At 59.9% G+C, this 13,223-nt stretch carries 16 protein-coding genes; 9 read left to right on the top strand and 7 right to left on the bottom strand.

Translation table 11 applies throughout. The features are described 5' to 3' along the window. Position 1 precedes the first annotated feature (1 nt). The 4 genes from BLU71_RS26525 to BLU71_RS26510 form a co-directional block, all read right to left on the bottom strand. Positions 2-913 carry an SDR family oxidoreductase gene (locus BLU71_RS26525; RefSeq protein ID WP_065615806.1) on the bottom strand — a complete coding sequence of 304 codons (912 nt, stop codon included), beginning with the start codon at positions 911-913 and terminating at the stop codon, positions 2-4. A gap of 201 nt (positions 914-1,114) precedes the next feature. After that, positions 1,115-2,017 (bottom strand): alpha/beta fold hydrolase, encoded by a 903-nt coding sequence (locus BLU71_RS26520; protein WP_064364446.1) that lies wholly within the window; start codon positions 2,015-2,017, stop codon positions 1,115-1,117. Continuing rightward, entirely contained in the window at positions 2,017-2,799 is a 783-nt protein-coding gene (locus BLU71_RS26515) for a class II aldolase/adducin family protein (protein WP_083354237.1), read from the bottom strand. The genes BLU71_RS26520 and BLU71_RS26515 overlap by 1 nt, the downstream gene beginning before the upstream one ends. 175 nt (positions 2,800-2,974) lie before the next feature. Then, positions 2,975-3,430 carry a flavodoxin gene (locus BLU71_RS26510; protein ID WP_042607655.1) on the bottom strand — a complete coding sequence of 152 codons (456 nt, stop codon included), beginning with the start codon at positions 3,428-3,430 and terminating at the stop codon, positions 2,975-2,977. Positions 3,431-3,583: 153 nt separating this feature from the next. Between BLU71_RS26510 and BLU71_RS26505 the strand changes: the two genes are divergently transcribed. Further along, the gene (locus BLU71_RS26505; protein WP_083354236.1) at positions 3,584-4,060 is read left to right on the top strand and encodes a PAS domain-containing protein; all 477 of its coding nucleotides are present in this window, start codon (positions 3,584-3,586) and stop codon (positions 4,058-4,060) included. A 54-nt stretch (positions 4,061-4,114) separates the two neighbouring features. Then, positions 4,115-4,720, top strand: coding sequence for a hypothetical protein (locus BLU71_RS26500; RefSeq protein WP_064364449.1), 606 nt, complete (start codon positions 4,115-4,117; stop codon positions 4,718-4,720). A 3-nt stretch (positions 4,721-4,723) separates the two neighbouring features. Here the strand turns inward: BLU71_RS26500 and BLU71_RS26495 are convergent, their stop codons facing one another. Beyond that, positions 4,724-5,683, bottom strand: coding sequence for a MerR family transcriptional regulator (locus BLU71_RS26495; protein ID WP_083354235.1), 960 nt, complete (start codon positions 5,681-5,683; stop codon positions 4,724-4,726). A 211-nt stretch (positions 5,684-5,894) separates the two neighbouring features. On the opposite strand from BLU71_RS26495, the gene BLU71_RS26490 reads away from it, so the two are divergent. The 5 genes from BLU71_RS26490 (at position 5,895) to BLU71_RS26470 (ending at position 8,400) form a co-directional block, all read left to right on the top strand. Next, a complete protein-coding gene (locus BLU71_RS26490; protein ID WP_042607651.1) occupies positions 5,895-6,464 on the top strand; it encodes an antibiotic biosynthesis monooxygenase in 570 nt (189 codons plus the stop codon). A gap of 58 nt (positions 6,465-6,522) precedes the next feature. Then, the gene (folM, locus tag BLU71_RS26485; protein WP_083354234.1) at positions 6,523-7,233 is read left to right on the top strand and encodes a dihydromonapterin reductase; all 711 of its coding nucleotides are present in this window, start codon (positions 6,523-6,525) and stop codon (positions 7,231-7,233) included. Between the two features lie 72 nt (positions 7,234-7,305). Further along, positions 7,306-7,677 carry a dihydroneopterin triphosphate 2'-epimerase gene (folX, locus tag BLU71_RS26480; RefSeq protein ID WP_016771653.1) on the top strand — a complete coding sequence of 124 codons (372 nt, stop codon included), beginning with the start codon at positions 7,306-7,308 and terminating at the stop codon, positions 7,675-7,677. A gap of 95 nt (positions 7,678-7,772) precedes the next feature. Then, a complete protein-coding gene (locus BLU71_RS26475; protein WP_056782977.1) occupies positions 7,773-8,069 on the top strand; it encodes a DUF1244 domain-containing protein in 297 nt (98 codons plus the stop codon). Next, positions 8,062-8,400 carry a HopJ type III effector protein gene (locus BLU71_RS26470; RefSeq protein WP_064364453.1) on the top strand — a complete coding sequence of 113 codons (339 nt, stop codon included), beginning with the start codon at positions 8,062-8,064 and terminating at the stop codon, positions 8,398-8,400. The genes BLU71_RS26475 and BLU71_RS26470 overlap by 8 nt, the downstream gene beginning before the upstream one ends. Before the next feature lie 189 nt (positions 8,401-8,589). Here the strand turns inward: BLU71_RS26470 and trxB are convergent, their stop codons facing one another. After that, positions 8,590-9,552 carry a thioredoxin-disulfide reductase gene (gene trxB / locus BLU71_RS26465; protein ID WP_042607647.1) on the bottom strand — a complete coding sequence of 321 codons (963 nt, stop codon included), beginning with the start codon at positions 9,550-9,552 and terminating at the stop codon, positions 8,590-8,592. 314 nt (positions 9,553-9,866) lie between these two features. On the opposite strand from trxB, the gene cysZ reads away from it, so the two are divergent. Together cysZ and BLU71_RS26450 are read left to right on the top strand one after the other, a co-directional pair. Then, positions 9,867-10,619 carry a sulfate transporter CysZ gene (gene cysZ, locus BLU71_RS26455; RefSeq protein WP_083354233.1) on the top strand — a complete coding sequence of 251 codons (753 nt, stop codon included), beginning with the start codon at positions 9,867-9,869 and terminating at the stop codon, positions 10,617-10,619. Positions 10,620-10,659: 40 nt separating this feature from the next. Then, the gene (locus BLU71_RS26450) at positions 10,660-11,859 is read left to right on the top strand and encodes a glycosyltransferase family 4 protein (protein WP_083354232.1); all 1,200 of its coding nucleotides are present in this window, start codon (positions 10,660-10,662) and stop codon (positions 11,857-11,859) included. A 127-nt stretch (positions 11,860-11,986) separates the two neighbouring features. Here BLU71_RS26450 and BLU71_RS26445 read toward each other — a convergent pair whose 3' ends face one another. After that, positions 11,987-13,090, bottom strand: a complete 1,104-nt coding sequence (locus BLU71_RS26445) for an NADH:flavin oxidoreductase (RefSeq protein ID WP_083354231.1) — start codon at positions 13,088-13,090, stop codon at positions 11,987-11,989. Between the last annotated feature and the right edge of the window lie 133 nt (positions 13,091-13,223).

The following is a 13,223-nucleotide window of genomic DNA, read 5'->3' as shown; positions in this document are numbered from 1 at the left end:
CTTAAAGCGAATACTTCTGCAAATTCGCCATCATTTCCTTTAGCGCTTCAATATTGTCCTTCGGGTGCGCCGCCCCTTCGAAGTCACAAATCTGCTGCCAGTGCGCCGCGACATCTTCCGGCGAGAAGCCTACGCGCGGATCGAAACCGGCGCCGAGGCTGCGTTCCCAACGCACCTTACCCATCCAGCCGCCGCCGACTTCGAACAGCCCGGACGTTTCCTGGCATTGCTCGCTGGCCAGATACACCACCAGCGGGCTGACCAGTTCCGGCTTCAGTTGCTCGAATACCTGCGGCGGAATCAGGCCCTCAGTCATCCGTGTGCCACCGGTGGGGGCGATGGCGTTGACCAGAATGTTGTTCTTGCGCCCTTCGATCGCCAATGTTCGGGTCAGACCGTAAAGGCCGAGTTTGGCCATGCCGTAGTTGGACTGACCGAAGTTGCCGTAGATGCCCGAGGTGGATGCAGTGAAAATCACTCGCCCGTAGTTTTGCTCGCGCAGATGCGGCCATGCGGCGCGGGTCACTTTATAGGCGCCTTCGACGTGCACGCGATAAACCAGATCCCAGTCGGCGTCGTCCATCTTGTGAAACGATTTGTCGCGCAGGATCCCGGCGTTGTTGACCACCACATCAACGCGCCCGAAGGCATCGAGGGCGTTCTGCACCAGTTTGTCGCCGTCGGTGACCGAGTCGTGGTTGGCTTCGGCAATACCGCCAGCCTCGCGGATTTCCGCCACCACGCGGTCGGCAGCCGAGGCGTTGGCGCCCTCGCCCTGTGTCGAGCCGCCGAGGTCGTTGACCAGCACCCTGGCGCCCTGTCTGGCGAACAGCAGCGCATGCGCACGACCGAGGCCGCCACCGGCGCCAGTGACTATCACGACTTTATCTTCGAAGCGCACAGGCTCATTCATCGCAGCTACTCCAGCAGGCCAGTATTGATCCTGAGTGTCAGGCACAGGGCTTTGAGTCACAACGAACACGGCTGAGGCTGAATGGTGCGCGATAAGGTTGCGCGATGATGAAGGCGTCAAAAGATCAAAAGATCGCAGCCTGCGGCAGCTCCTACACAAATCCAATGCAGGAGCTGCCGCAGGCTGCGATCTTTTGATCTGTCAGGAGTACGCCACTTTGCGCGGAGGCAATACCAGACGATCACGAAACGCCAGATAGTGCTTGAGTACCTGCACCGGCGCCTCGGTTTGCGGATAGTGACCGATGCCCGGCAACAGCACGGTGTCCGCATCAGCAATCAACTCGCGATAACGCTCAACCATGTGCACACCGGAAATTGGATCGACCGCGCCGTCGATCACCCGCAAGGGGATGTCACCACGCTGCATGGCCGTCACCCAGCGCTCACGTTGAACCCGGCGCTCGGGGATGTAAGTAATCAATTTGTGCAGGATGCGCGGGCCATGGTTGCTGTCGACCAGACTCCAGTAATCATCCAGTTCGCTTTCGCTCGGCTGCGTCTGCGGGCCGAAGATCTGCCGGAAACCTTTGACCAGCGCCTCACGACTGAATGTGCGACCGAGCAGCCAGCCAATCGGGCTGAGCAGCAGTTTCTGCATCAGTAACGGCCGGTGGGTTTCCGGAAACAGACCGCCATTGAGGAACACGCAACTGGCTACTTCGATGCGTTTCTCGTAATGCCGCGCGAGCAATTCCTGAGCAACGCTGTCGCCATAGTCGTGAGCGAGAATATGCACCGGCTGTTCGACCAGCAGATGGGCGAGCAACGCCTGTTGCAGATCGGCCTGTTCCAGCAGGCTGTAAGTGTGATTGCGCGGTTTCGCCGAGTCGCCGAAGCCGAGCATGTCGCAGGCGATCACCTGATAACGCTGCGCCAGTGGCTGCCAGAGGTAATGCCAATCCCAACTGGCAGTGGGGAAACCGTGAATCAACAGCAGCGGTTCACCCTGCCCGACCATCCAGTAGCGGATCGACTGGCCACGAAAAACGAAGGTCCGGCTGCGCTTGCGCCAGACACACAGAGGAATCTCGGCGAGCGGCATTAGAATTTATACCCCGGGTCTTGTAGATCGAGTTTGCGCAGTAGCGCCGGCCAGGCCAGCGCGCCGCCCATGCCTTGCGCGCTCCTGGTGACGCCGGCAATCATCGCCTTGGCGCCAGCGAGAATCTGCGGTTCGATGGCGATCAGTTCCGCGCCGCCCGTTTGCGCCATGACCTGAATGTCGCAGGCACGCTGGAACGTGAACATCATCAGAAAGGTATCAGCAATGGTGCTGCCGCAGGTCAGCAGACCGTGGTTGTGCAGCATCAGGAAATTGTTGTCAGCCAGATCGGCCTGCAAGCGTGCTTTCTCTTCGTGATTGAGCGCCACGCCCTCGTAGGCGTGATAAGCCAGGCTCGACAACACGAACAGCGACTGCTGACTGATCGGCAACATCCCCTGCTTTTGCGCCGACACCGCAACACCCGACGCAGTGTGGGTATGCAGCACACAAACCACATCATGGCGCACTTCGTGGACGGCGCTGTGGATGGTGTAGCCGGCGGGGTTGATCTCGTACGGACTGTCCATCAGTTTGTTGCCGGCCTGATCGACTTTCACCAGGCTCGAGGCGGTGATCTCGTGAAACATCAGGCCAAACGGATTGATCAGGAAGTCTTCGGTGCCGGGCACCTTGGCGGAGATATGCGTAAAGATCAGATCGTCCCAGCCGTGCAGCGCGACCAGACGATAACAGGCGGCAAGGTCGACACGGGTCTGCCACTCGGCAGCGCTGACCTGGTCTTTGACACTCGGCGACGATGGGACGGGGGCTACGCTCACTGTATGCACCTCTGCGTTCTTCTTGTTCTGCTCGTGTCAGCAGTCTAGTCAGGCGCGGGGCATCGCGTAGTTGCATTGGCAGCCAGCTTGATGACTGAACGAGTCAGCCGGGCAAACAGCCTGTAGCCGTTCCAGTGCAACCACGCTTGCAAGGTGCAGCGAGAATGTCTGGCGATCAGCCCTTGAGCGCGTCCATCAACTGCGCCAGCCACGGTTCGGCATCGGTTTCCGGCGTGACGCTTTCGCTGGCGTCGATGCGCAGCATTTCCTGCACCTCGTTCACACCCAGTTCGGCAAACAATTCACGCATTTGCTCGCCACCGCCGCAAAAGGTGTCGCCGTAGCTGGCATCACCCAGGGCGATCACTGCGCCTGGCAGCCCGCGTAACGTAGCAGGCAACTGATCGCGCAGGGACGAATACAACGGTTGCAGGTTGTCCGGCAGCTCGCCCATGCCCGTGGTCGAAGTCACAGCGAGAAGGGCCTCAGGGCCGAACGCCTGAATATCAGCCAGCGAGGCGCGCGAGTTGTAAAAGGTTTCAAAGCCGGCGGCTTTCAGCAGATTCTGGGCGTGGCGGGCGACTTCTTCGGCGGTGCCGTAGACCGAACCGGAGAGGATGGCGACTTTCATCAATCTGATCCTGAAACTGAAAAAAAGAGCCGCGATAGTAACAGCCCTCGCGCGGCAGTTGCGATCAGCTCCCACTCCACGCTGATGGCCTATAGACAGTCCGCGCCATTCTTCTAGAATGCCTGCCACTGACACAACGGAAGGGATTCTCGGATGATCAACGCCAGTCTGCTGCAATTGGTGATCAATGCCTCGAACGATGGGATCGTGGTGGCGGAAAAGGAGGGTGATCAGGACAACATTCTCATCTACGTCAACCCTGCCTTCGAGCGCATGACCGGTTATACCAGTGAGGAGATTCTTTATCAGGACTGTCGTTTCCTGCAGGCTGGAGACCGTGACCAACCGAGTCTGCAGCTGATTCGCGAGACATTGCGAGAAGGCGGTTCGTGCCGGGAAATCCTGCGTAACTATCGCAAGGACGGCACGCCATTCTGGAACGAGCTGTCGCTGTCGACGGTGAAGAATGCCGATGACGGGCAGACGTATTTCATCGGCGTGCAAAAGGATGTGACCGTTCAGGTCAAGGCGCTGCAACGGGTCGCGCAGCTGGAAGCACAAGTGGCGGCACTGCAAAGCGAGCTCGCGACAGTCAAAGCGACGAACGGCGCAAACAAAACCGCGAACTGACGGTCATTAACTACAATCACCAATGACTTTGTAACTATTCACTTCGAGTTAACCATGCAGCGCGACGCCCTCCTCACCCAGGACGAGCTGGATTTCATCCAGACCATGCAGCACAACCCGCAACTGAATGTGCGGGATGCGACGTCGAGTCTGCTGGTTAATGGCGGTTCGCAGATCCGTGATCTGCTGACCCGTCTTGCCGCTCATGAGCAAGTGACGATCCAGGCGAACTTCGAAAATCAGCAGATGACTTTCCCGCTGCATCTGGTGGAAGACGAGTTTCACGCGCTGCATCTGCGTCTCGGTGTGCCGAGCATTTACGAAGACGGGCCGATGGTACGCCCGTGGCGTCTGGTACTTGAAGAGCCGGTGGCGCTGGAAAATGCCAAGGGCCAGCCTGGCATGCTGTGGGTGCACGAAGTGTCGCACAAAGGCGTATTGCTGGAAGTGCGCAACAAGACCAAACCACCGAAGAACTTCGCCCTGTGGTTCAGCCCTTCCGGTTATGAGCGTATCTCGTTACGCGGCCATTTCGAGCGGGAAAACGAGCAAGGTTTCTACGCCTACGAACTGAGCCAGACCGATGCCGACGAAACCGAGCGCCTGCGCCAGTTCATTCTGCAACAGCATCGGCTGACCCACCCCGCCCTGCACGCCTGAGGTTCAGGTATCCAGTTTGCCTGCCATGAATTGCTTCATGCGTTGCCGCATTGTCCCGCCCTCGTTCCCCAGGCACGCCACCGCCGAGCCGGCCAGGCTGTCTTCGGCCAGTTCGGAGGCATCGCCTGCCAGCATCAACTGACAATCCAGGCTCAGCGCCAGACGATTCAGGCGCCGGGGCAGCTCTGGCCCGGGGGCATGATTGGAAAACAGCACAAGTGCCTCAGGTTTGACCTTTTCGCAGACCAGCGTCAGCTCGTCGAAGGGTTGGCCGGTGGTCAGCACCCGTACGCCGGAATCGTTGCCGCTGAGAAACAGCGCCGCCACCAGTAACTCAAGCTCACGACACTGCCCGGCGAGCGCACTGACGATTATTCGCCGCGGCTGCGCGCCACGCAGCATGACGATGCGCTGCAACACACGCACTCTGAGAAAACCGTCGAGAAACAACCATTCGCTGGTTTGCCCGAAAGCTTCCTGCCGCTGCAGCAGTTGCCGCCACAACGGCATGATGATGGCCTCAAACACCACCGGCAGCGTGTACGACGAGAAGATCTGTCCATAAACGCGATCCAGTTGCTGGTCATCGAACGCACTCACCGCCTGCTGAATCTGCTCCTGCCATTGCTTGTAATCGGCCTGCACATGGTCTTCGGGGATGAAGTTCGCCAGCACCTTCAAGGGCTCTGTCTTCGCCAGGATCTTGCCGACTTTGCTCACGGCCACGCCGCGGTCGATCCAGTCGACAATGCTGCGAACGCGCTCGATATCGTTCATTGAATACAGGCGATGCCCGCTTTCGGTGCGGGTCGGCTGGATCAATCCATAGCGACGCTCCCAGGCACGCAGGGTCACCGGGTTGACGCCGGTCAGGCGCGCCACTTCGCGGATGGGAAACAGCTCCTCACGCTCGAGCGTGACGGGCACTGTCGAAGCCGGGCGAATGTCCGTGATTGCAGGCATCTGGCGGTCAACTTCCATGTCGGTGAATTGGATCCCATTCTAAACACGATGGGGCGCAAGCGTTCAAGTAATGATCTGCGACGAAAGTGGCTGGTTTAATCGACAAAATCAGGAATAATCCTTGCTTGTGGTAAAGCGCAGGCCTCTACCCCGGCCTGCGTCAGGCGAAGCTCTTACCCGGAGCAACGCGCTCGAAATACGGAGATACAAAATGTCTACTTCCCCCGTCACGCTGATGGTAGCGCGTCGCGTCGCCGATGGCCGTTATCACGATCTGATCGCCTGGCTGCGCGAAGGCGAACAATTGGCTACCGACTTCCCCGGCTACCTCGGTTCCGGCGTCCTTGCGCCACCGCCCGGCGATAACGAATTCCAGATTATTTTCCGTTTTGTCGATGAGCAGACGCTGCATGCGTGGGAATATTCTGCGTCGCGCACAGCCTGGCTGAACCGCGGCAGCGACTTGTTCGAACACCCCAAGGAGCATCGGGTCAGCGGCATCGAAGGCTGGTTCGGCGCTGCCGGGCAACGCCCACCTCGCTGGAAACAGGCCGTGGCGATCTGGCTGGCGTTTTTCCCGGTGTCGCTGATATTCAATTTTGTCCTCGGCCCGCTGCTGGCTGAACTGAGTCTGTTACCACGCATCTTGATCGGCACGGCTTGCCTGACACCGCTGATGGTGTATTTCTTCATCCCGTTGTCGACGCGCCTGCTGGCAAACTGGTTGAACAGCACGCCGACGAGGCCATTACCGGCCACGGCGTCGACGCAGAATCGTTGATCTCCAAGGGGCGGCGAGCCTGTTATAGTTTTCGCTTCAACCGCAATACGAGCCGCCCATGCCAGATTCCGCAGCCCCGATCCTCATCACCGGCGCCGGCCAGCGTGTCGGCCTGCACTGTGCACAGCGCCTGCTCGAGGATGGCCATCGGGTCATCTTCACGTACCGGACCGAACGCCCGGGCGTGCAGCGATTGCGCGATCTGGGCGCGACAGGCCTGTACGCGGACTTTTCCGGTGAGCCCGGGATTCTTGCCTTTATCGAAGTGCTGAAAGCCCACACCGACACTTTGCGCGCGATCGTGCACAACGCCTCCGAATGGCTGGCGGAAACCCAGGGCAGCGAAGCTGAAGCTTTCAGTCGCATGCTCAACATTCACATGCTCGCGCCCTATCTGATCAACCTGCACTGCGCCGAGTTGCTGCAGCGCTCGGCGCCAGCCGACATCATCCACATCAGCGACGACGTCACCCGCAAGGGCAGCAGCAAACACATCGGTTATTGCGCCAGCAAGGCCGGCCTCGACAGCCTGACCCTGTCGTTTGCCGCGCGCTTTGCGCCCGCCATCAAGGTCAACGGCATCGCTCCGGCACTGGTGCTGTTCAACCCCGACGACGACGCCGCCTACCGCGCCAAGGCACTGGCCAAATCTGCATTGGGGATCGAGCCCGGCAGCGAAGTGATCTACCAGAGCCTGCGCTATCTGCTCGACAATCCCTATGTCACCGGCACGACGCTCACCGTCAACGGCGGCCGGCACGTCAAATAGGCCGTCCCGCTTCGGCCGCGAGTCGAGTAAGATCCACCAGAACGCCTGCAATAGTCTGGACGGAGCTAATCAATGCCACAACTTCAACCGGGAATGGCGCGCATCCGGGTCAAGGATCTGCGCCTGCGCACCTTTATCGGCATCAACGAGGACGAAATCCTCAACAAACAGGATGTGCTGATCAATCTGACCATCCTGTACGCAGCTCAAGAAGCGGTGCGCGACAACGATATCGACCACGCGCTGAATTACCGCACCATCACCAAAGCGATCATCGCTCACGTCGAAGGCAACCGCTTCGCGCTGCTCGAACGCCTGACGCAAGAATTGCTCGATCTGGTGATGACCAATGCATCGGTGCTGTACGCCGAAGTCGAAGTCGACAAACCCCACGCGCTGCGCTTTGCCGAGTCGGTATCGATCACGCTCGCGGCAAGCCGCTAGCTACAAGCTTCAAGCCGCAAGCTGTAAACTTCGTTCACCGACACCCATCTTGCAGCTTGAAGCTTGCCGCTTGAAGCTGTCTCGCAGAGACTCCCATGACTGATCAACAACGCCTGGAACTCGAAGCCGCCGCCTTCCGCCGACTGGTCGCTCACCTCGACAGCCGCAAGGACGTGCAGAACATCGACCTGATGAACCTCGCCGGGTTCTGCCGCAACTGCCTGTCCAAGTGGTACAAGGCTGAAGCCGACCAACGTCAGATCGAGGTCAGCCTCGATGACGCCCGCGAAGTGGTGTACGGCATGCCCTACGCCGAGTGGAAGGCCCAATACCAGCAAGAAGCCAGCGCCGAACAGCAAGCGGCGTTCGCCAAAGGAAAACCCAATGACTGATCTGACCACCCTGCGCGCCAGCCTCAAGAGCGGCGAACACGCTTTTGCCGACACCCTTGCATTCATTGCCGCCGGTTACGACTACCAGCCTCAAGCGTTCAACAATGGCGGCGTGGAAAACGCTGCCGGGCAAAACGAAGGTTCGTGCAAGACGCTGGGTCTGGCCCTGCTGGAAGGCTTGAGCGATGAAGAAGCGTTGCTGGCGTTCGGCGAGCATTACCGTTCGGTGCTGGCGACGCCTGAGGGCAGCGATCACGGCAACATCCGCGCGCTGATCAAGCACGGCCTGGCCGGGGTGAAATTCACCGCGCCACCCCTGACCCGCCGCTGATCCCAACAGCCACCCATACCCCCTGTGGGAGCGAGCCTGCTCGCGAAGACGGACTGACATTATCGTTGATGTCGACTGATAGACCGCTTTCGCGAGCAGGCTCGCTCCCACACTGGATAGGTGGTGGCGGTGAATAGCGAGCGTAAAAAAACCGGCCGTCTCTGGCCGGTTTTTTTGTGCCCTGCGGTCTTAGAACGTGGCGTTCTGCAGGCCGTCCAGGTAACGCTCGGTGTCCAGCGCCGCCATGCAACCGGCACCGGCCGAGGTGATCGCCTGACGGTAAACGTGGTCAGCCACGTCACCGGCAGCGAAGATGCCTTCGACGCTGGTGGCCGTTGCGTTGCCTTCACGGCCACCGTGCACCACCAGGTAACCGTCTTTGAGGGTCAACTGGCCTTCAAACAGCGAGGTGTTCGGGGTGTGGCCGATGGCGATGAACACGCCGTCGACTTTGATCTCGTCGAAGCTGCCATCGTTGTTACGCAGACGCGCACCGGTGACGCCCATGTTGTCGCCGAGGACTTCGTCCAGGTTGGCGTTCAGCTTGAGGATGATCTTGCCTTCGGCCACACGGGCGTTGAGCTTGTCGATCAGGATCTTCTCGGCGCGGAAGGTTTCGCGACGGTGGATCAGGGTCACGGTGCTGGCGATGTTGGCCAGATACAGCGCTTCTTCCACAGCAGTATTGCCACCGCCAACCACGGCGACCGGTTTGTTGCGATAAAAGAAACCGTCGCAGGTCGCGCAGGCCGACACGCCTTTGCCCATGAACGCTTCTTCCGACGGCAGGCCCAGGTAGCGGGCGCTGGCGCCAGTGGCAATGATCAGCGCGTCGCAGGTGTAGACGGCGCTGTCGCCGGTCAGGGTGTACGGCTTGGCTGCAAAGTCCACGGCGTTGATGTGATCGAACACGATCTCGGTTTCAAAACGCTCGGCGTGCTCGCGCATGCGCTCCATCAGCACCGGACCGGTCAGGCCGTGCACATCGCCCGGCCAGTTGTCGACTTCGGTGGTGGTGGTCAGTTGACCGCCAGCCTGCATACCGGTGATCAGCAGTGGCTTGAGGTTGGCGCGGGCCGCGTAGACCGCAGCGCTGTAACCGGCAGGGCCGGAACCGAGAATGATCACTCGCGAATGACGGACTTCAGACATGAATCTGCTCCTGTTGGCCGGCCATGAAAGATCTCTGGCGCGGACGCCGGACTGCCGGCGGAATAAAAAAGGACCGTGGACACCTTGGGGAAGGCTTGAACTCGACAGTCCTGTAAAAAGTTGGGTGCAGCGTATCGAGGGGGGCAAGATTAAGGAAATACGGTTTAACAATCCAGCTCATAGGTGGTCTCTATGCCGAGTCGCTGACCAGATGAGCGTCTTTGTTACAGTGAATGTCGATCGCTCTGCCACGCTTTCGCCGCTGCGACAAAGCCGGTAACGTCGGCGCGTTTTCCCTAGCTTCGGAGCACCTTATGCCCGCCCCCGTTCTGTCCGGCCCGCAATACCTGCGCGAAGGCCTCAAACTGGTCTTGAGCCCGGGCTTGCGCCTGTTCGTGTTGCTGCCGCTGGCGATCAACCTGGTGCTGTTCGTCGGATTGATCTATCTGGCCGGCCACCAGTTCAGCCTGTGGGTCGACACGCTGATGCCGTCGTTGCCTGAATGGCTGAGTTTCCTCAGCTACATTCTGTGGCCGCTGTTCGTGGTCCTCGTGGCCTTGATGGTGTTCTTCACATTCACCATGCTCGCCAACATCATTGCCGCACCGTTCAACGGTTTTCTCGCGGAAAAAGTCGAAGTGGTGGTGCGCGGCACCGATGATTTCCCGGCGTTCAGCTGGGGCGAGCTGATCGCAATGATCCCCCGCACCCTGGCCCGGGAAATGCGCAAGCTCGGCTACTTCCTGCCGCGCGCCATCGGCTTGTTCATCCTCTCGTTTATCCCGGGAGTGAACATCGTCGCCGCGCCGCTGTGGTTGTTGTTTGGTGTGTGGATGATGGCGATCCAGTACATCGACTACCCGGCGGACAACCACAAACTGGGCTGGAACGAGATGCTCGCCTGGCTGCGGCAGAAGCGCTGGCAGAGCATGAGTTTTGGCGGGATTGTCTATCTGGTGTTGCTGATTCCGGTGGTCAACATTCTGATGATGCCGGCAGCGGTGGCGGGAGCGACGTTGTTCTGGGTGCGCGAGCGTGGTGCCGAGAATCTGGTGATACAACACTGATCGCGTCACAAATCCGTCATCCGAACGTCACAACGTCGACATGGCCTCAGCCGACACTGAGGTCATGACGACAGCTCTACACATCACCCTCATCAGCGAAACCTTCCCACCGGAAATCAACGGCGTGGCCAATACCCTTGGCCGCTTGTGCGAGGGCTTGCGCGCGCGCGGGCACCGGGTGGAGCTGGTGCGCCCACGTCAGGCCGGTGATCCGCAGCGCAGCCAAGACGATGCGCTGTTGCTGTGTCGCGGATGGCCGCTGCCGGGCTATCCGGGGCTGCAATGGGGCCAGTCGTCGATGCATAAATTGCTGCGCCGCTGGAAACGCCAGCGTCCGGACGTTCTCTATATAGCCACCGAAGGCCCGCTCGGGTTGTCGGCATTGCGCGCCGCGCGGCGCCTGGGGATTGCGGTCGTCAGCGGCTTCCACACCAACTTTCAGCAGTACACCAGCCAGTATGGTCTGGAGCTGCTGACACGTTTGCTCACCCACTACCTCCGCTGGTTTCACAATCGTTCGGCAATGACCCTGGTGCCTAGCGTCAGCCAACGCCTGGAGCTGGAGCGCCGGCACTTCGAGCGATTGGCGTTGTTGTCGCGGGGAGTGGACAGCCAGCTGTTCCATCCGAGCAAACGGCAGAACGCGTTGCGTGAGCAATGGGGACTGTCCGAGCAGGATATCGCTGTGATTCACGTCGGACGGCTCGCCCCGGAGAAGAATCTGGGACTGCTCAAGCGTTGCTTTGACACCCTGCGGGAAACCTATCCACAGCGCCGTTTGAAACTGATCGTGGTCGGAGATGGCCCGCAGCGTTCATTGCTGGAAAAACAAATGCCGGACGCGATTTTCTGCGGTGCTCAGCGTGGAGAAGCACTGGCAGCGCACTATGCTTGCGGTGATCTTTTCGTGTTCCCCAGCCTGACGGAAACCTTCGGCAACGTTGTGCTGGAAGCCTTGGCTTCGGGACTTGGCGTAGTGGCGTACGACCAGGCAGCGGCGGCGCAACATATTCGCCACGGCTACAACGGCGTGTCAGCCATGCCCGGCGATGAGCAGGCGTTTTGCGAAGCGGCGGCGTGGTTGCTGGAGGAGGATGAGCGCTTGCGTTGCGTGCGGCTGAATGCGCGTCAGCATGGCAGTCGCCAGGGATGGGCGGCGATTATCGAGCAGTTCGAGGGGTATTTGCGCGGGGCTTGTATCGGGGAGCAAGCGATTCCTCGGGCGCAGACACAACCTTAGATTTTCGTCGACATAAAAACAGCTTTCGCGAGCAGGCTCGCTCCCACATGGGCACCGCATTCCGTCATATGAAATGCGATCAAGGGTGGGAGCGAGCCTGCTCGCGAATGGTTCGAACTGGCGCCGCTTAGACCAAGGTCATCAACGCCTCTCGGCTGAACGGCAGGATATCCTGCTCGCGCCCTTCACGAACTTTCTGCGCCCAGTCCGGATCGACCAGCAGCGCACGGCCTACCGCCACCAGATCGAACTCCTCTTTGTTCAGACGCTCCAGCAGGTTTTCCAGACTGGCCGGTTGCGCGACCTTGTCGGTGTTGACCATGAACTGCAGGAACTCGCCGTCCAGCCCCACGCTGCCGACGGTGATGGTCGGCTTGCCGGTCAACTTGCGCGTCCAGCCGGCCAGGTTCAGATCGGATCCGTCGAACTCCGGTTCCCAGAAACGTCGGGTCGAGCAGTGGAAAATGTCTACGCCGGCGTCGGACAGCGGCTTGAGAAATTCGCCAAGCGCTTCGGGGGTCTGCACCAGACGCGCGGTGTAATCCTGCTGTTTCCATTGCGAGAAGCGGAAGATGATCGGGAAGCCTTCACCGACGGCCGCGCGCACGGCTTGAATCAATTCGATGGCAAAGCGCGAGCGGTTGGCCAGGCTGCCACCGTATTCGTCGGTGCGCTGGTTGCTGCCTTCCCAGAAGAACTGATCGACCAGATAGCCGTGGGCGCCGTGGATTTCCACGCCGTCCATGCCGATGCTCTGCGCATCTTTGGCAGCCTGGGCAAACGCAGCGATCACGTCCTGGATGTCCTGTTTGGTCATGCCGTGAACCACGACCTGACCGTCCTTGAGTTTTTCCGACGGGCCGTAGCCCGGCACGCTGGCGTCCGGCTCGGTGCCGAGGCGGCGTACGCTGCCGACATGCCACAGTTGCGGGACGATCTTGCCGCCCTCGGCGTGTACGGCGTCGACGACTTTTTTCCAGCCGGCCAGCGGCGCGTCACCGAAGAATTGCGGAACATTCGGATAGCCGTTGGAAGCGATGTGGCCCACCGTCGTGCCTTCGGTGATGATCAAACCGACGCCAGCCGCCGCGCGCCGACGGTAGTACTCGATGACCTTGGAATTGGGCACGCCGCCCGGCGAGAACGAGCGGGTCATTGGCGCCATGACCACGCGGGTCGGCAGTTCGAGGGCACCGAGGTGGAATGGTTTGAACAGGGACTGAACAGGCATCGGGAGGCTCCATGGCGATCGCTTTATGACGGCGATAATATGGAGAGCCGGAGCCTTTGAACAGCATTATTGATTTTGGTGATTAAGGATTAAAAGGATGAAAAGCAAAAAATCGCAGCCTTCGGCAGCTCCT

Origin of the sequence: Pseudomonas moraviensis, assembly GCF_900105805.1 — a bacterium.
Classification (GTDB): domain Bacteria; phylum Pseudomonadota; class Gammaproteobacteria; order Pseudomonadales; family Pseudomonadaceae; genus Aquipseudomonas; species Aquipseudomonas moraviensis_A.
This window is presented reverse-complemented; position numbering and strand designations above follow the sequence as displayed.

Excerpts from the sequence above, each read along its gene's own strand:
- BLU71_RS26505 (WP_083354236.1), top strand. The coding sequence starts at position 3,584 with ATGATCAACGCCAGTCTGCTGCAATTGGTGATCAATGCCTCGAACGAT.
- BLU71_RS26520 (WP_064364446.1), bottom strand. The coding sequence starts at position 2,017 with ATGCCGCTCGCCGAGATTCCTCTGTGTGTCTGGCGCAAGCGCAGCCGG.
- BLU71_RS26450 (WP_083354232.1), top strand. The coding sequence starts at position 10,660 with ATGGCCTCAGCCGACACTGAGGTCATGACGACAGCTCTACACATCACC.
- cysZ (WP_083354233.1), top strand. The coding sequence starts at position 9,867 with ATGCCCGCCCCCGTTCTGTCCGGCCCGCAATACCTGCGCGAAGGCCTC.
- trxB (WP_042607647.1), bottom strand. The coding sequence starts at position 9,552 with ATGTCTGAAGTCCGTCATTCGCGAGTGATCATTCTCGGTTCCGGCCCT.
- BLU71_RS26525 (WP_065615806.1), bottom strand. The coding sequence starts at position 913 with ATGAATGAGCCTGTGCGCTTCGAAGATAAAGTCGTGATAGTCACTGGC.
- BLU71_RS26500 (WP_064364449.1), top strand. The coding sequence starts at position 4,115 with ATGCAGCGCGACGCCCTCCTCACCCAGGACGAGCTGGATTTCATCCAG.
- folX (WP_016771653.1), top strand. The coding sequence starts at position 7,306 with ATGCCACAACTTCAACCGGGAATGGCGCGCATCCGGGTCAAGGATCTG.
- BLU71_RS26510 (WP_042607655.1), bottom strand. The coding sequence starts at position 3,430 with ATGAAAGTCGCCATCCTCTCCGGTTCGGTCTACGGCACCGCCGAAGAA.
- BLU71_RS26470 (WP_064364453.1), top strand. The coding sequence starts at position 8,062 with ATGACTGATCTGACCACCCTGCGCGCCAGCCTCAAGAGCGGCGAACAC.
- BLU71_RS26445 (WP_083354231.1), bottom strand. The coding sequence starts at position 13,090 with ATGCCTGTTCAGTCCCTGTTCAAACCATTCCACCTCGGTGCCCTCGAA.
- folM (WP_083354234.1), top strand. The coding sequence starts at position 6,523 with ATGCCAGATTCCGCAGCCCCGATCCTCATCACCGGCGCCGGCCAGCGT.
- BLU71_RS26490 (WP_042607651.1), top strand. The coding sequence starts at position 5,895 with ATGTCTACTTCCCCCGTCACGCTGATGGTAGCGCGTCGCGTCGCCGAT.
- BLU71_RS26495 (WP_083354235.1), bottom strand. The coding sequence starts at position 5,683 with ATGCCTGCAATCACGGACATTCGCCCGGCTTCGACAGTGCCCGTCACG.
- BLU71_RS26475 (WP_056782977.1), top strand. The coding sequence starts at position 7,773 with ATGACTGATCAACAACGCCTGGAACTCGAAGCCGCCGCCTTCCGCCGA.